Raw genomic sequence first — 17,961 nt, 5'->3', positions numbered from 1 at the left:
CTTAATTACTTATCTTCGTCTTCATCATCGTCTAGCCATTCACTGGCAAGATCGTTTGATAAATACTGGTCGAAGTCTGAATTACTCTCTTCGCCAAAGTCATCTTCATCATCAAACTCGTCTTCATCCTCAAGGCCTAATAATTTGCATAGAACCTGATGGCGAGCAATTCGACTATTAAAGTACTTAGCATCTTTACCAGTCAGCATCTCACCGCCTTCATGACGCTCAACCAACTTAAGTAAGCGTACATCATTTTCAAGCTCTTCAAGCTCTTGTTCTGGTGTAAGCTCTGGCTGAACTACTTTTTTAAGTTCAACCACTGGTTTTAAGTTACGTTTCATTTCTACTTTTGGTTCAGCAGCAACAGGCACTAAAGACACCGGCTTTTTACTACCAATACGTTTATCTCTCGAACCTGAATGCGATGTTTGGTTTTGTTCTTCAACCAAATCTGGCGCATTACGAGAACCAGGCTTAGCACCTTTGGTTTTTTTAACACGCTGCTCTTTTAACGCACGCATTTCTTTAAGCTTATCTTGGCTTAAGCGAACAGGTCCATTTGAGGGGATTTTGCGTGACTTTTTCTTTCTACTCATATCTTGATCATCTCACTTAAGAGGTTTTGAGCGAGGCGTATATTAATAGGCATCGCAATGCTGGCATAGCCAGAAGAATTCAGTTTGCGCTTTAGAGGTTGGGCTTCTCTTTAACATGACGCACTAGCATATTGCTAAACGGTGGGTATTGTAACAGGACAAATAAAAAGGCGGTAGAGAAAACATCTCTACCGCCTACTAATCTGAGCGCCATAAAATGGACACTTCTCCCTTCGACTTTTTTAGTCTTTGTTATTTTTATTATTATCAGTCCGTATTGTTATTATTTTTACGTTCCTTGTTTCATTCCATTTTGTTTTTATTATTAAACTTCCATGAGTTATTTTATTATTTTCGGTCATCCTGACTCTTTTGTAGTATTTCCTTTAGTAGCACAATCTTTGTGCTATGTAGTCGTGCCGCGCTACTTTCCTTATAGCTGTTTCCATTTTTTTATTGTTCTTTGCGACAGCTGTTAATTTACTCGTTAATAATTTTGTTACAACTGGTTTATATCTTTTTTCTTACATTACAGCCATACATAATTAAAAGCCTATTTAAATAACAACAACTTAACGAATAAAAGACATTTAAAATAAGACTTTTACCATACACCCGCATGGTCAATGTCTTACAAAGTGAAAGACGATATCTCGAATTTAAGACACAAAAAAAGCAACCTAGGCTGCTTTTTTTCATATTACACTGTAGTTGGTATCTAAATTTAGATAAATACGACTTTAGTGTAAACCGCCTAAGTACTTAGAAAGCACTTCGATGTCTTTATCTGTTAGCTTTTTAGCGATGTCACCCATCATACCGTTTAGGTCATTATGGCGTGTACCATTACGAAACTTTTCAAGTTGAGACTTTATGTACTCTGGATGCTGAAAAGACACTTTTGGAAACTTAGCTAACGATGAACCATTACCACGAGGACCATGACACGAAGCACATGAAGGAATTCCTCGCTCTGCATCACCCGCTTTGTAAAGCATAGCGCCAACTTCAACGACGTCTTTAGGTGTTGAACCCTCTGACATGTTTAGTGACGAAAAGTAAGCTGCCAGATCTTTCATGTCTTGTTCGCTTAGTGGCATTGCCATTGCGCTCATTACAGGATCCATACGGCCTTCTTTCCCGCCTGATGTCATACCTAGTTTCAAATCCTGAAGTTGCTTTAGGATATAATCTGGGTGTTGGCCTGCAATTTTAGGGTAAATAGTAATCGGTGCATTACCGTCTGGGCCGTGACATGCCGCACACGTTGCTGATTTTTGTTTACCTGCGTTTACATCGCCATCAAATGCTGTTGCGTTGCTTGCTGACAACGCACCAAGCAATATTGTTAAAGATAGTGCTATTTTTTTCATGGTGAATTCTCTGTTCCCGACCCTGTATCATCTACAATCATGATGTTGCAATACATATATTCTACACGATAATAAATTCTCTGGCACGTTTTCTACACATATTAAGCTTATAATTTACAGGGTTTTGACTAAGGTGAAGCTTTAATATGCTTTAAATGTACCACAGACACTGATTTAAGGTATTTAAATACGCTTTTTAATACATCTTTTATAGTATAAAATACGTGCCCTAAGTAAATTTGGTTTACTTAACGTTATTTTTAAAGTTTTAGGAGAGCCTGTGCTCAAATCTCGTATCAAATATAATACCGCGTCTTTCGTTACAAGCGCTCCAGACATTACTAAATTACCTGCTGATACGGGAATTGAAGTTGCGTTTGCGGGTCGTTCTAATGCTGGTAAATCAAGTGCGCTAAATGCATTAACCGATCAAAAATTAGCACGTACGAGTAAAACCCCTGGGCGAACTCAGTTAATTAATACGTTTGAGTTAGCTGATGTTGATAACATGCGCCTAATAGATTTACCAGGCTACGGTTTTGCCAAAGTACCAATTGAAATGAAGAAGAAATGGCAAAAGTCATTAGGTGAATATCTTCAAAAACGCCAAAGCTTAAAAGGAATAGTTGTTTTAATGGATATTCGTCATCCATTAAAAGATTTAGACCGCGACTTAATTAATTGGGCGATTGGAAGCGAGATTCCAGTATTGGCCCTGCTAACAAAAGCTGATAAATTAAAGCAAGGTGCAAGAAAAGCACAAGTACTACAAGTTCGCCGCGAACTAAGCGAGCTGGACGGTGATATTACTGTCCATGCATTTTCATCTTTAAAAGGCACTGGATTACCAGAAGTAGCTAAAAAACTAGACGAATGGTATTTAGGCCCCGTTATCGCGGTACCACCTGTAGAAAAAGTATCTGACGAAAGTAGTTCAGACACAAACACTGCAAGCTAACTTAAGTAAAACACCTCACCTGCAGATTGAATAAAATAGCCGAGCTCATCAGACTCGGCTTTTTCTGCCCACTGATAAAACACACTTCTTGCTATACGTGCACTACAACCAAAAGGTAATATTAAATAAGGTACTTTAGCGCCCTTATAATTTTTTACCCGTAAGGGCTGCTGCTGGCAAACAATCCACTGCCTGGCTAAATTATCAATACAACACAAAGCCTCGCCTTCATTAGTTTGCTTTAAAAACCAATCAACAATAATAAACGGCGCATCTTCTACTGTAATCGTTACTTTTTCGATAGGTGTTTTTAAATAAAAATGTGCACCCTCTTTACACAATACAGAAGCAAACAATTTGACCATAGGTAGTCTTGTTATTTTACTACCATCGTAAAACCATTCCCCTTGGTCGTTAATAACTATTGGCAACTCACCACAATGAGAGGGTTGCCAACTATCAAAGGGCTTACTCGGCTCACTTAACTGTTTACTGAGCTCATTAAGCGAAATCACTGTTTATTAAGCGTTAATGCAAATGAAACTGGGATAGCCGTTGCAATCGAAGGCAAACCAGCAAGCTCTTGTAACTGTTTAACTCCCTCTGTCACACCAAAGTCGCCACTATTTATGATGACTGGCGAAAATGAAGCAAGCGTCAAATCACCACTTTTATTGCTATTTACCAGCACATCAATTGAAAGTGTTTTTTTGTTACCATGAAAATCAAGCTCTGCGCTAATACCTTTTAATACGTAACTACCCGGTTTTTTAATTATTGCTAACGATGGCTTCAAATTAGCTGTTAGCACGGCTTTTGGGAATGTATTTACTTCAAATAACAGGCTTGTAAGCCTTTGATTACGAATAGGTATATACGTTTCTACTGATGCTAAATCTATATAAACATTAAACTCACCTTTATCGTTAAGCTTACCTTCGATTGCAGTGAAGTGATGGGCTTCAGCAATCGTGTCTTTCTTTATAGAAACAAAACTTACTTGGCTTTTATCGTTGTCTAGCAGCCAATTAGCAAAGGCAAAATTAGACATAAATAAACTTGATAACGAAAGGCCTGTAATCACTAACGCTTTAAACATAACGCACTCCTTTAAATACATAGATCAAGGTAAAACCTTATTGAATACTATCATTTAGAAATAGCTTAAACCATACTAAAATATGAGATTGTAATATCGTAACTCATACTCGCTATAATTACGGAGTTTAAACGTAAAGGTGATCACAATAGCAGTAATAATTAGGTCGAGAATACTGAAAAGTGCGGAATAAAAAACGGCCTAATAAAAGGTTATTAGGCCGATATAGCAAACTGGGGAGTCGCTAACAATTTGTTGCATCTTTACAGACGCATCATCAACAGGATGTCCTACAGAGTAGGACGGGCGGGACTTTAACAAAAGCGCGCATAAAAATACAATCATATTCTGCATTAATAGTTAGAATTGACGAACATGTAAACATTTGGCATAAATAATTACCTATTTTAACCAATTATTAACTAAATTCTGTTTATATAAAATTGACCGTTAAGGTACTACTATTTTTAATACACATAAAAAAAGCGCCTATTGGCGCTTTTATTATTTATAAAGTTTAGTGGGCTTGTTCCCAGTTTTCACCTTCGTCAGCCTCTACTATTAGCGGTACATCGAGTGAAGCAGCTTGTGACATTAACTCGCAAATTTGTTTTGTGTAAGCCTCTGCACAATCAGTTTTAATCTCAAATACTAATTCATCGTGCACTTGCATAAGCAGCTTCACGGTATTTGGAGCTTGTTCGTACACCCACTTATTAACACTTAACATAGCCTTTTTAATTATATCAGCAGCAGTGCCTTGCATAGGCGCATTTATAGCAGCACGCTCCGCGCCTTTACGACGGGCTCCGTTACGGGCATTTATTTCAGGTAAATGCAATCTGCGTCCAAATATTGTTTCAACATATCCATTTTCTGCTGCTTTTTCGCGTGTTGTTTCCATGTACTCTAATACGCCTGGAAAACGTTCAAAATATTTATCAATATAATGTTGAGCTTCATGGCGTGGTACATCTAACTGGCGTGCTAAGCCAAAAGCCGACATACCATAAATAAGACCAAAGTTTACGGCTTTTGCTTTACGGCGCATGTCTGTTGTTACGTCATCTAAATCAACACCAAACACCTCGGCCGCGGTCGCACTATGAACATCTAAACCGTTTGCAAAAGCATTAAGCAAACCTTTATCTTGTGAAAGATGCGCCATTATGCGTAATTCAATTTGGCTGTAATCGGCTGCCACTATTTTATAACCATCGGCAGCAATGAAGGCCTCTCGAATACGACGACCCTCTTCTGAGCGAATAGGAATATTTTGCAGATTAGGATCAGTAGAACTTAAACGCCCTGTCGCTGTTACAGCTTGATGATATGACGTATGTACACGCTGTGTTTTTTCATTAACCATAAGCGGTAGTTTATCGGTATATGTTGATTTAAGTTTTGATAAACCACGGTGTTCAATAATAACCTTAGGTAACGGGTAATCATGAGCGAGTTCTTGAAGTACTTCTTCTGCGGTTGAAGGTGCACCTTTAGGCGTTTTTTTAATTATTGGCAGCTCTAGCTTTTCAAACAATAATACTTGTAACTGTTTTGGTGAACTTAAATTAAAAGGTTCACCTGCAATTTCAAACGCCTCTTTTTCAAGTTCAATTAAGCGCTCACCTAAACGTTGGCTATGCGCGCCAAGCATGTTGCTATCAATCGCAACCCCTGTGCGCTCAATATCTGAAATGACGCTTACCAATGGCATTTCAATCTCTTCAAATACTGATTTAAGCTTTTCATCTGCCTCAATTTTAGGCCACAGTACTTCGTGTAAGCGAAGAGTTATGTCCGCGTCTTCTGCTGCATAAGGCGCTGCTTTGTCGAGTTCAATTTGATTAAACGTCAGCTGCTTTTTACCCTTGCCTGCAATATCTTCAAAACTAATATTTTTATGACCTAAATACTTTAATGCCAACGAATCCATATCGTGGCGCGTACCTACGCTGTTAAATACATATGACTCAAGCATAGTGTCAAATTTAATACCATTGAGTTCATAGCCGGCATTAGCTAATACGCTTTTGTCGTATTTAAGATTCTGCCCTACTTTCGCTTTATTAGCGTCAGCTAAAATTGGCCCAAGCTTTTGCATCACAAATTCAAGGCTTAGTTGATCTGGTGCATCGGGGTAATCGTGCGCAACAGGTAAATATGCAGCTTCTCCTGCTTTAACGCTAAAACTCATGCCTACTAATTGCGCTTGCATATAATCGAGGCTAGTTGTTTCTGTATCAAAAGCAAAAAGATCAGCGCCATTAAGTTGCTCTATTAACGTATCAAACTGCGCCTCTGTTAAAATAGTCTCGTAATGAGCCTCTTCAACTTTTGGTAATTCTGTTTCTTGCGATGGAACTGCTAAGTGAGTTTGTGCATCACTTGGGTTATCTAGTAGCTCAGCTAACCAACGACGAAATTCGCATTCACCATATAAAGCAATTAGCTCGTCTTTATTTGGCTCCTGCAATTTAAACGTATCAAGATCTGACTCAACCTCAACGTCACACTTAATGGTCGCCAACTCATAGCTTAAAGGTAAATGATCTAATGCATTTGCTAATTTTTCACCAATTTTACCTTTAATTTCGCCTGCGTTATCCATTACACCTTGCAGAGATCCATATTTTTGTAACCATTTTACAGCTGTTTTAGGGCCACAGCCTTCTACGCCAGGAATGTTATCAACCTTATCGCCCATCAGTGCTAGGTAATCAATTATAAGATCTGGGCCCACACCAAACTTTTCAACAACAGTGTCAGGATCTGAAATACTGTCGGTCATCGTATTAATGAGTGTCACATGCTCATTCACAAGCTGGGCCATATCTTTATCGCCGGTCGAAACCAGTACATGGCGTTTTTGCTCAGAGGCAATTCGCGCAAAGGTTCCAATGACATCGTCTGCTTCAACCCCTTCAATACTAATAAGCGGAAACCCCATTGCTTTAATAATACTGTGGATAGGTGCTATTTGGGTGCGTAAGTCGTCAGGCATAGGTGGGCGATTAGCTTTGTATTCGCTGTACATGTCGTTACGGAATGTTTTACCTTTGGCGTCAAATACAACCACCATATGCGAGGGATCATACTGTCTGATCAAGCTTTTCAGCATATTAATAACGCCATAAATAGCGCCCGTTGCCTCACCCTTAGAATTAGTTAGATGTGGAGGAGAATGATAAGCACGAAATAAATACGACGAACCATCAACTAAAATAAGTGGATTTTCGGGGATCTGAGCCATGGTGAATTTGGATCCTAAATGCTAAAAATTATGATAATTGTAAGCATGCCATAAGGGTTAAAATAAAACGACTATCAATTGATATTCGGTATTTTATTAAAATAAGAGCAAGCTGTGGATAAGTATGTAGATAACAGGCACAAATAATTCTTCCAAGGCCTATTTAAACGCCTAGAAAAATGATTAACTATATGTTTTAATTTAAAAAAGATAATGCGAAGTTCTTTTTTTATTATTTTTAAACCAATGTGGAAAAAGGTTTTGTATGGCTACTAGTGCCATCATCTACTTTGGTTATTCGTGTCCAATTAAATAACCGGAGGAGTATTCTAGCATAATGGATCGAAGATCATAGCGATCCTTTATACTTTTTTTTATTGGTGCTAATTGTGAAATGGCATATGCCGCATTGCAACTTACTTAGCGGATAATTTTTACACAAAAATTAATTTAAATAGGCAATTTCGTCCGTGTTAAACTTCAAACTATAGACTGAATAAATTAAATCAAGGAGCACAAAAGCATGAAAAAAGTAGCCGTGTTATTAGCTGGAAATGGTGTATACGATGGTGCCGAAATTAATGAAGCCATTTTGACTCTTTTACACATAGCTAAAAATGGTGCAACCTACCAGTGTTTTGCACCAGACATAGAGCAACTTCACACTATTAATCATCTAACGGGTGAGGAAATGAGTGAAAAGCGTAATGTATTAGTAGAAGCTGCACGTATTGCCCGAGGTGATATAAAAGCGCTTAACCACCTTAATAGTGATCAATTTGACGCATTAATAGTTCCAGGTGGTTTTGGTGCTGCGAAAAACTTATGTGACTTTGCGGTCAAAGGCGCACAAGCGACCATTAACAACGACGTATTAAACGCCTGTAAAAAATTCGCTAATGCCAATAAACCAGCCGGCTATATGTGTATCGCGCCTGCGTTAATTCCATTTATTTACGACGATGCAAAAATCACTATTGGCAACGATAAAGACACAGCAGCCGCACTCACTAAGCTTGGCGCAACACACTTAAATTGTGACGTTGATGACGTTGTAATTGATCAACACAATAAAATTGTGACTACACCTGCTTACATGCTAGCGCAATCGATTGTTGAAGCAGATGCGGGGATCGAAAAACTTGTTAAATCCGTATTAGCATTAAATTGATTGTAACAAAGGTTATTTATTGGATGACCAGGTATATTGGCTAAATAAATACGCCAAGGCACTTATTTTTGTTGAGCTAACGCAAAAAGTAGCCAGTTTTTAGTAATAAAAATACCTCTTAGCATTTTATAAATTGCCTCAGAGAGTTATAATCGGCGTAATTTCCGTCATCTATATCGTGATTGATCACGTTCAAATCGAAGTGAGCAAGGCAAAATGAAAAAATTAACAGCATTAGCATTATTAGTGTTAGCAACTACAGCATACGCACAGCCATATGATAACTCTATGACTGAAGATGCAATTAAAAAGCGTTTAGCACCTGTTGGTGCTGTGTACCTTGAAGGTGATAAAGCTGCAGTAGCTGCCGCGCCAACAGGGCCTCGCTCTGGTGAGCAAGTTTACCAGGCTGCGTGCTTTGCATGCCATGGTACAGGCGCATTAGGTGCACCTAAATCTGCAGACGATTGGGCACCGCGTATTGCCAAAGGCAAAGATACGCTACTTGAGCATGCAATTAACGGCTTTAATGCAATGCCAGCTAGAGGCACATGCATGGATTGTTCTGACGATGAAATAAGCGCAGCAATCGATTTCATGACAGCAGAATAACGCTCAGTTATACATAAAAAAAGGCTTAACTTGTTAAGCCTTTTTTTATGCCCAAAATACCGCGTTAACCATTATTTTTATTAGAATATCAGCTTGACGCTAAGCACTAAAAGTGAAAGTATAAGTCTAATAACTATACAATAATAATATCGGTTACATCATTGGAAGATAAACTCCCTTCATCGCGTAGATTAGCGTATCAAAATAAACGCCTCAAAACCCTACTCAAAAAGTACAAGCAATCACACCATTTGCAAAATGCGCTTATCCAACTTTCTGAGCGCGCGAGTACGGTTGCGGAGTTAACACTACTTTATCCCGCTATACACGATATTTTACAAAAGTATGTCCCCAGTAAAAGTTTTTATGTCGTTTTACAAAACCAGCAGTGCCAAACATTAGAGCTTTCTTATTTTTCAGATGAAAAAGATGGCATTGCAGTACCACTAAACCACTCTAATAGTTTTGATGAAGGTGCTACCGGTTACGTATTTAAAGAAGGTAAAACCACATACTTTACAAAGCAACAAATGCAAGACGCTGCTGCTAACGGCTTATTCAAAGCGCTAGGCACACCCGCCGAACATTGGGTAGGTGTACCTGTGTACCAAGAAAAAAATATTATTGGTGTGTTAGCCGCTCAAAGCTATGACGTAAATCAAAGTTATAACTCCCAGCAAGTACAACTTCTTGAAGTGATGTCGCTGTATTTAGCGACGGCGATAGAACGTGTAAAAAAACGTGAGTATTTAGAGTCAGAAGTAAAAATTCGCACTCGAGCACTGACTCAAAGTAACGATGCACTTAATCTTGAAGTAGCTAATCGTAAACGCGCGCTGCAACGTCAACAAATTTTATTTAAAGTATCTGAAATCGCCACTCAAGCTAAAAACCTTGATGATGCTTACGTTAAAATACATGGCATAATAAAAACAATTACCTACGCAGAAAATCTTTATATTGCACTCTATGACAAAGACTCAGGCTGGATAACATTCCCTTACTGTGTTGATGAATATAAGGAAAATACTCAGCCCCGTCAGTTTGCCAAAGGCTACAGCGAATTAGTAATAAGCACCGAAGAAACGCAGCTTATTAACCCAGAAAAAGCACAAGCATTATTAAATAGTGGCGTGGTACAACGTTCAGCCCCCGTTCCTAACAAACAAAAAGCGACGAGCTGGCTAGGTGCACCTTTAAAAACATCGCAGGGTGTTATTGGCCTTATTGTGTGCCAAGCATACAACAATAAACATATTTTTAGTCAAGACGATAACGAATTAATTACGTTTGTATCGCACCAAATAGCGGCTGTTTTACAAACTAAGCTAGCAAATCAGGCTATAGCTAAAAGTCACCAAGAGCTTGAATTTAGAGTAAACGAAAAAACGAAAGAACTACAGCAAACTAATTTGCATTTGCAAATGCAAATTGAAGAACGAAAAAAAATAGAGCAGCAGCTTTATCATGACGCCCATCACGATTCGTTAACAAGCTTGCCAAACCGCAGTTTATTTTTAACCCAATTAGAAAAAACACTTCAACATTTTCAGCGCTTTCCAGAGCGTCAATTTGCTGTTCTGTTTATTGATTTAGATAAGTTTAAAGATATTAACGACCAACTAGGTCACCAAGCTGGCGATCAGTTCTTAATTAATGTGAGTGAGCTGTTTTCACAATGTATTCGTGAACATGATTTATTAGCCCGTTTAGGTGGAGATGAATTCGTTATTTTACTAACGCATTTAACCGAACCACAACAGGCCGAAGATGTGGCTAATCGTATTATCGATTTAATGAAAAAGCCTTTTAATATTAAAGGTACTTTGCTGCAAAGCGGTGCTAGCATTGGGATAAACTACTCAAAACAAAGCTATAAACATACCGACGAAATTATTCGTGATGCTGATGCCGCGATGTATCATGCAAAAAATTCTGGAAAAAATCGTTACGAGCTGTTTCATCCGTTACTCACTCAATCAATAGCTGATGTAGGGCAAAAAGCACTGCATCATCTTGATGTCATGCCAATGAGCTTTAGAAGCTCAGAAATTATTACACTAAACGAGCAACAGCAATCTGAATCGCTATTTGAAGCGTTCGGTGAGCACCCAATTTTAGGGTTTACCAGTTTTGAGGTTTTGAAAAAATTTGCTACCGACAAAGAGCAACACTTAAAAGTAGAGTTGCAACTGCTAGCGTGTGCTTACACGCAGGCCATAAATGCAAATGTGGCAATGGCATTAGTACCGTGCTCTTGCTTATTACTTGAAAAACACGAATTTACTTTATTTGTTGATGTGTTAAATAAACAACGTGGCCCAAGCCAACTTTGTTTACTTTTTGATGAGCAAGAAATTCGCCATGCATGTGCTACTCAGCTAGAAAATCTTAAGCAATTATCTTTGTTAGGCTACTCAATTGGCTTAAATAATTTTGCTAAAGACAGATGTGAACTTAACCTATTAACCGATGTAAATTTTGACTATCTATTGCTTAGCTCCACCTTTAGCAAGCGAATATTGCAACAAGATAGTTACGACCTGCAACTACAAGGTGTGCTTCCTATCACTAAGCTCAAAAAAATGAAGGTCATTGCAAAAGGACCCTCTATTCTTAATTTTAGAGCCTTATTGGAGAAACATGGCTTGTCATATTTTGTTGGCAAACAGCACACTTTAGCTTGCCCTGAGTCACAGCCAGAACACGTCAGTCAATCAGTTTAAGCCCAGCTTTGGTTATAAAAAAGCCTGATTTTACTCAGGTTTTTTAAACATAGCTCGTAAATTTGCGACTCTGGCTTGCCCTTTTTCCATTCGCTCTGCCTGAGAACTTGGCGCTTTTTTGTTTTCAAATGCCAAATCATCTTGCGGCAACTCTTGCACAAATCGACTTAACTCTGTTTCAGAGGTTTCACCAAACTGGCGGCGGATTTTTGCGTATGTAAGTGTTAACTCTTGCTGCGCACGAGTAATACCCACGTAAGCGAGTCGACGCTCTTCATCTACATTGTCTTCATCAATACTTACCTGATGAGGTAATAACCCTTCTTCCATGCCAACCATAAACACATACGGATATTCTAAGCCTTTAGAAGCATGCAATGTAAGTAGCTGAACTGCATCGGACTCATCTTCTTCCTCGTTACGCTCAAGCATATCGCGCAGTGTAAGTTTACTAACCACCTCGGCAAGCGTCATCGGTTCATTGTCAGCGTCTCCGGTTAGCATGTCTGTGATCCAACGATATAATTCAGAGACGTTTTTCATTCTCATTTCGGCCGCTTTAGCACTGGGCGATGATTCGTATAGGTAGGCTTCGTAATTAATATTACGCACTAAGTCTTTCACTGCCTCTAACGTATCACTGCGTACCGCGTTATCTGACAATTCGACAATCCATCGAGCAAACCCAGCTAAAGCGTTAAAACCACGCCCTTTTAGCCTGTAACTCAGGTCGTTATCGAAACAAGTAGCAAACAAACTTTGATGTTTTTCGTTGGCTAAAGTGCCCAGTTTTTCAAGTGTTACCGTGCCTATTTCTCGTCTAGGCGTGTTTACTATACGTAAAAATGCGTTATCGTCGTCTTGGTTTACGAGCAAACGTAAATACGCCATGATGTCTTTAATTTCTGAACGCGCAAAAAACGACATACCGCCACTTATTTTATAGGGAATGCGGTTGCTCATTAATGACTTTTCAAAGCCACGTGCTTGGTGATTACCACGATACAATATAGCGTAGTCTTTGTAGCTGGTGCGCTTCATAAATTTATGCGAAATAATTTCAGCAACTACACGCTCCGACTCATGCTCTTCATCACGACACCCAATAACTTTTATCGGCTCACCGTACCCTAACTCACTAAATAGTTTTTTTTCTATATCGTGCGGGTTGTTAGCAATGAGTATATTGGCAGATTTAAGTATTCGCTGCGCGCTCCGGTAATTTTGCTCAAGCTTTATAAGCCTAAGTCCGGGATAATCTTTACTCAAAAGAACAAGGTTTTGCGGACGTGCACCACGCCATGAGTAAATCGATTGGTCATCGTCGCCCACTACAGTAAAGCGTGCTCTCTCACCTACGAGTAGCTTTACAAGCTGATACTGGCTGGTGTTGGTATCTTGGTATTCATCCACCAGCAAATACTTAAAGCGTTGCTGCCAACGCTCACGAGATGTTGCATTGCTAGTAAGTAGTAACGTAGGAATCATTATTAGATCGTCAAAATCTAATGCATTATAAGCACGCAATTGTGTTTGATAGCGCGCGTATAGCTGCGCGAATAACGCCTTTTGCGCATCACGCGCTTCACGTATTGCTTGCTCTGGCAATACTAATTCGTTTTTCCAGCTACCAATTTCCATTTTAAGTAGCTTGAGTAAATCTTTGTCTTTTTTTAATTCATCTTCAGTGAGCTCCGACAACAGCTGGTTGGTATCTTGATCGTCAAACAACGAAAAACCAGGTTTAAAGCCAAGTGTAGTTATTTCTTTTTTTATTATTTCTAAACCCAGTGTATGAAACGTTGATACCCATAACCCTTTTGCTTCTTGCTTGCCAAGCGTTTGTAATACACGCTCACGCATCTCTTTAGCCGCTTTATTAGTAAAAGTAACCGCTGCAATATTACGTGCTTTGTATTCACATTTTTGCACTAAGTAAGCAATTTTGTTTGTAATAACGCGGGTTTTTCCAGAACCGGCACCAGCAAGTACTAGACATGGACCACTAATGTATTTTACTGCTTCATCTTGTTTTGGATTGAGTTTCATAACGACCAGAAAGATTTAAAAGACGCGCAATTTTAACGTAACCATTACTACAGGCATAGCAATTGCCATAATTAATTACCTAAACATGATCATGTGTTAAATGAGGTGGGTATAAGGTAATATTAGTTATATTCATTTTAGGCAAGGCCGAAGGGACAATTATGATCAACCCAGCAAAACTAGAAGAAATTGCTAAGCAAATTACGAGTAATATGCCACAAGGTGTAAAAAATTTAGCAGACACACTAGAAGGTAAAACAAAGCAAGTTTTACAAAACAAACTTGCTGAGATGGACTTTGTTAGCCGAGAAGAATTTGATATTCAAAGCCAAGTACTTATTCGTACACGCGAAAAACTAACTGAGCTAGAAGCTAAAGTCGCTATTCTTGAACAGCAACTAAACGAAAATACAAACGCAGAATAATTAATTCAACGCATAAAAAAGCAGCCTGAGCTGCTTTTTATGTGTAACAAAAATCTAGATAAATAGCTCATCAAGCACATAATATTTTTGCGCCTCTTTTTGCTCTAAGCTTACCGCTAACATTTTTAAAGCAACTTGCTTTCCTGTTATAGGTTTATAACGCTTTAAAAAACCAATTTTTGTAAGCAATGGTAAAATCACACTGCCAACTTTTTCAGCTAACCTAAAGTGATCTCGCTCACCTATTAACAACGACGGTTGAAAAATGCTTATTTTATTAAATGCTAATGGCACAACCTGTTGCTCTAGCTGCCCCTTCATTTTTAAATAAGCGCTATTGCTGTTTGCGTTAGCACCACTTGATGACACTAAACAATAATGGCTTATGCCATTGCATGCTGCAAGTTGTGCGGCGATAAATTGATAGTCAAAATCCACTTTACGCTGCGCATCTACAGAGCCCGCTTGCTTAAGCGTTGTCCCTAAGCACGAAAAAAATACATCACCTTTAAAGAAATCGCGGTATTGAGTCAACTTTCCAAAATCAATAACGTGATTAGTTAACTGAGGATGGGAAAGTGGTAACGCTCGGCGTGTTATCGCGACAACCTGACTATACTCAGCGCAACTGAGTAATGCCGTTAAAAGCTCAGACCCAACTAAACCTGTTGCGCCAATAACAACCGCCGTTTTTGTCATTTATTTACTCACAACCAGCTTTTTTAAAAACATGTTGTATTGCACGTTTATAACTGTCCGACTCTTCTTCCGCGCACGTAACAACGGCTTCTAAATCATGTAAGTGGCCGTTTTCTAAACCATAAACCCAACCATGTATTGTTAAATCTTGGCCGCGCTCCCATGCATCTTGCACAATATTGGTACGGCATACATTGCGTACTTGTTCTATTACATTAAGCTCAATAAGGCGACTTAAGCGCTGCTCTTCGTCAATGCTGTTAAGTTGCTCTATGTGCTTTTCTTTTACATCGCCAACATGTCGAAGCCAGTTATCAATAAAACCAAACTTTGCATCACTTAGTACAGCTTGAACGCCACCGCACCCATAATGGCCAACGACCATTATGTGTTTAACTTTTAGTACTTCTACCGCATACTGCATAACAGATAAACAGTTATGATCGGTATGTACAACGACATTTGCTACATTACGATGTACAAATAATTCTCCGGGTAATAAATCAACTATTTGGTTTGCGGGTACACGAGAGTCTGAACAACCAATCCATAAGTACTCAGGGTTTTGCTGCATAGATAAAATTTTAAAAAACTCTGGATTCGCTTCGCTTGTTCGCGCAGCCCAGTTTTTATTATTATCGAACAAATTTTTTAATTTTCTCATTGCATCTCTTATTAAGCCAAAACGACTAGTTGTTGGTTGAAGGGTTAGTATTGGCAAGAATTAAAATATTCCGAGGCGTTAACTGCTTTTCACAAAAGGTTTTAATACTTACTTGATAGCCATGCTGTTGCAAATATAAAGCACGATCGAGCACAAGCCAAACCTCAATTGCTCTTCTGAACACATGTCGAACCAGTTCAACTCTGTCAGTGACCTTTTTTCGAGCCATACCCACAGATAAAAAATATTCATAATCAATATCTTGCGGTATTTTTAAAGCTTTTTTATCGCCCGCCCACTCACAAAATGATTTAAATGAACCTGAGAACACGGCCTTATTAACAGAGGGAACACTAACATAGTGTAATTCATTAGTAATTGACCTCCTGAGTGCATCAAAGCCCAATCGCCACTCAAGTTCTGTTTTTCGTATTTTATCAACACGAGTTGGCGCGGTTACTGTTTCTTGCAAAGCCAGTTTTAAATCACGGTGAGTTAACCTAAGCTGACTTTGCTTGGCAAGCTCGCTCATTGGTAAGTAATCGTTAGGTGTAAATAAATGATAGCAACAAGGTGAAAAGCTAATTTGCTGCACGTTTGCAGCTATTGCTTTGCGCATCATAGCCTGATGTAAAGCGCCGCATGCATGAAGCGCCACAGCATGCATCTGTGTATTAAAAAGTGATGTAGTATCATCTTTTAATACATCAACTTGGCTAAATTGCATTGCCAAGCCTTGTTGCAGTGCTGCTTTTTGGCCTTGTTCGCATAATGTTGATTGCAACTCAACACTGCTGACCTGCGTGGCACCGTTAAATGCGAGCATACGACCTAAGTGCCCTTTACCCGCACACCATTCTAATACCGGTAATTTTGTGTTTGGCAACGCAGATACAAAGTCTTGGAGTTGTTCGAATTTACGCCCTTTTATGCCGTTACTAATCCAAAAAGGGTAATCATATCGGGGGGTATTTGCCTGAGGTAATTTACATAATAGCTGTAATTCATCAAGTAACTTAATGTGTGGATTAAAGAAGTCTATTAACTCATTCTGCTTAGTGTCAAGCGTTGCTACTTGCTCATCTGTTAAGCTATTTAATATGCCTCGCAGTTCGGGCCAAGGGATCGCATCAAAGTCAAAAGCGGTGCACTGCCAATAGATGCGAGTACGCTTTAAAATAGAGTCAAGTGAAGTAAATTGCTCGGCTAATGTCATAACAGCTTAATTTATTGAAAGGTAGCCAATTGTATCAGTAACATTAACAGCCATTAAACGGTTATTTTTTTACTAAACATTAAGCGCAAATACAACGGTATAGAGATAACACTCACAATCATCGCTGCAATTAACATCCACGATAATTCCATTTTTTCTGGTCGCTGATATTTATAAATAAAACTGGCTTTAACCTTATCAAACTCAGTTTGGTGAATACCGTACAAGTCTGCAATTAGGCGCCATTTTGGAATAGACATATGCCCCAGGCTAGTTGTTGCTGGCATAATGTACTCTTTTAATACTTCAGCCTCGTATGCTAATTCATGGAAGCTTTTTTTAGGTGCATAAAGTATTTGGGTAACCGCAATGGCCTCATCCATATTCATCATTGCGTAGCGCCACCCCTTTAGGCTGGCTTGGTAAAATTTTTCAACGGTTTCTGGGGATGTGCTTAACATTTTCCCAGTGGTATATAAGATATCTGCATAAACGTCTATACCGTAACGCTGAGGACATATTAGGCGATGTGATATACCTCTTTGAGTCATATTGTAGGGCTCTGTAGATAAATAAACTTGCATCGCATCGAGCCTATTTTCAATCCAGGCTTGGCTTGGGTTGTCACCGTTGTATACACTAAGCAAACGCGTATTAACTCCGCTGCGTGTCAGCATAGCCATTAACTCATTGCTATCATTGTGACTCACTTTACTAATACGCTTATTTACAAAATCACGAGGATGAAAAATATCAGAGGTGTCTTTGACCATCCAACAATAAGGTGAATATTGCAGGATAGGCGCCATTGCTACAAAAGATTGGCCGTTTATACGTTCCTGTAAAATACCCGAGTGACCTACACCAAACTCGGCGTCGCCATTAGCCACAGCACTAAACGCATCGGGCATTGTTAGATCTGCCGGGTTTATGGTTACATCAAGACCCACATCTTTATAAAACCCTTTTTCTTTGGCCATGTAGTAACCAGCAAACTGAAACTGATGCGTCCATTTTAATTGTAGAGTGACCGATTCTTGCGCCGCAATTTGGCCACAAAAACAACACAATCCAAGTATTAATCCTTTAAGTAACAACCAAGTTTCCTCAAGTTAAT

The 17,961-nt window shown here is 39.0% G+C and carries 15 protein-coding genes; 5 read left to right on the top strand and 10 right to left on the bottom strand.

Going from position 1 to position 17,961, the window contains the following annotated elements; genetic code table 11:
• Positions 1–5: 5 nt before the first annotated feature.
• Positions 6–599 carry a Der GTPase-activating protein YihI gene (gene yihI / locus RF53_RS00120; protein WP_008133239.1) on the bottom strand — a complete coding sequence of 198 codons (594 nt, stop codon included), beginning with the start codon at positions 597–599 and terminating at the stop codon, positions 6–8.
• 740 nt (positions 600–1,339) lie between these two features.
• Positions 1,340–1,972, bottom strand: a complete 633-nt coding sequence (locus RF53_RS00115; protein WP_006793065.1) for a c-type cytochrome — start codon at positions 1,970–1,972, stop codon at positions 1,340–1,342.
• Positions 1,973–2,252: 280 nt separating this feature from the next.
• Here RF53_RS00115 and yihA point away from each other — a divergent pair, with 280 nt between their 5' ends.
• Positions 2,253–2,930 carry a ribosome biogenesis GTP-binding protein YihA/YsxC gene (yihA, locus tag RF53_RS00110; protein ID WP_006793064.1) on the top strand — a complete coding sequence of 226 codons (678 nt, stop codon included), beginning with the start codon at positions 2,253–2,255 and terminating at the stop codon, positions 2,928–2,930.
• Here yihA and RF53_RS00105 read toward each other — a convergent pair.
• The 3 genes from RF53_RS00105 to polA all read right to left on the bottom strand — a co-directional run bounded on the left by RF53_RS00105 (position 2,927) and on the right by polA (position 7,282).
• The gene (locus tag RF53_RS00105) at positions 2,927–3,445 is read right to left on the bottom strand and encodes a DUF1285 domain-containing protein (protein WP_006793063.1); all 519 of its coding nucleotides are present in this window, start codon (positions 3,443–3,445) and stop codon (positions 2,927–2,929) included. The genes yihA and RF53_RS00105 overlap by 4 nt on opposite strands.
• Positions 3,442–4,029, bottom strand: a complete 588-nt coding sequence (locus RF53_RS00100; protein ID WP_039036241.1) for a YceI family protein — start codon at positions 4,027–4,029, stop codon at positions 3,442–3,444. The genes RF53_RS00105 and RF53_RS00100 overlap by 4 nt, the downstream gene beginning before the upstream one ends.
• Positions 4,030–4,546: 517 nt before the next feature.
• On the bottom strand, positions 4,547–7,282 hold the full coding sequence (gene polA, locus RF53_RS00095) for a DNA polymerase I (RefSeq protein WP_039036240.1): 2,736 nt from the start codon (positions 7,280–7,282) through the stop codon (positions 4,547–4,549).
• Positions 7,283–7,805: 523 nt separating this feature from the next.
• Between polA and elbB the strand changes: the two genes are divergently transcribed.
• The 3 genes from elbB (at position 7,806) to RF53_RS00080 (ending at position 11,791) form a co-directional block, all read left to right on the top strand.
• Entirely contained in the window at positions 7,806–8,453 is a 648-nt protein-coding gene (elbB, locus tag RF53_RS00090; protein ID WP_039036239.1) for an isoprenoid biosynthesis glyoxalase ElbB, read from the top strand.
• A 216-nt stretch (positions 8,454–8,669) separates the two neighbouring features.
• Positions 8,670–9,065 carry a c-type cytochrome gene (locus RF53_RS00085; protein WP_006793059.1) on the top strand — a complete coding sequence of 132 codons (396 nt, stop codon included), beginning with the start codon at positions 8,670–8,672 and terminating at the stop codon, positions 9,063–9,065.
• 161 nt (positions 9,066–9,226) lie between these two features.
• Positions 9,227–11,791, top strand: coding sequence for a bifunctional diguanylate cyclase/phosphodiesterase (locus tag RF53_RS00080; RefSeq protein WP_039036238.1), 2,565 nt, complete (start codon positions 9,227–9,229; stop codon positions 11,789–11,791).
• A gap of 30 nt (positions 11,792–11,821) precedes the next feature.
• Here RF53_RS00080 and rep read toward each other — a convergent pair whose 3' ends face one another.
• The gene (gene rep, locus RF53_RS00075; RefSeq protein WP_039036237.1) at positions 11,822–13,840 is read right to left on the bottom strand and encodes a DNA helicase Rep; all 2,019 of its coding nucleotides are present in this window, start codon (positions 13,838–13,840) and stop codon (positions 11,822–11,824) included.
• 161 nt (positions 13,841–14,001) lie between these two features.
• Here rep and ubiK point away from each other — a divergent pair, with 161 nt between their 5' ends.
• Positions 14,002–14,265, top strand: coding sequence for a ubiquinone biosynthesis accessory factor UbiK (gene ubiK / locus RF53_RS00070; RefSeq protein ID WP_006793056.1), 264 nt, complete (start codon positions 14,002–14,004; stop codon positions 14,263–14,265).
• Between the two features lie 54 nt (positions 14,266–14,319).
• On the opposite strand, the gene RF53_RS00065 is transcribed toward ubiK, so the two are convergent.
• From RF53_RS00065 to RF53_RS00050, 4 genes are read right to left on the bottom strand one after another with little or no spacing between them, the layout of a single operon-like run.
• Positions 14,320–14,964, bottom strand: a complete 645-nt coding sequence (locus RF53_RS00065) for an NADH dehydrogenase (RefSeq protein WP_039036236.1) — start codon at positions 14,962–14,964, stop codon at positions 14,320–14,322.
• Positions 14,965–14,968: 4 nt separating this feature from the next.
• Positions 14,969–15,628, bottom strand: coding sequence for a carbonate dehydratase (gene can, locus RF53_RS00060; RefSeq protein WP_039036235.1), 660 nt, complete (start codon positions 15,626–15,628; stop codon positions 14,969–14,971).
• 25 nt (positions 15,629–15,653) lie between these two features.
• Positions 15,654–16,844 carry a methyltransferase gene (locus tag RF53_RS00055; protein ID WP_039036234.1) on the bottom strand — a complete coding sequence of 397 codons (1,191 nt, stop codon included), beginning with the start codon at positions 16,842–16,844 and terminating at the stop codon, positions 15,654–15,656.
• A gap of 53 nt (positions 16,845–16,897) precedes the next feature.
• Positions 16,898–17,941 (bottom strand): ABC transporter substrate-binding protein, encoded by a 1,044-nt coding sequence (locus RF53_RS00050; RefSeq protein WP_052242848.1) that lies wholly within the window; start codon positions 17,939–17,941, stop codon positions 16,898–16,900.
• Positions 17,942–17,961: the final 20 nt, after the last annotated feature.

The sequence above is a fragment of the Pseudoalteromonas sp. ECSMB14103 genome (genome assembly GCF_000813065.1).
GTDB classification, from domain to species: Bacteria; Pseudomonadota; Gammaproteobacteria; order Enterobacterales; family Alteromonadaceae; genus Pseudoalteromonas; species Pseudoalteromonas marina.
This window is presented reverse-complemented; position numbering and strand designations above follow the sequence as displayed.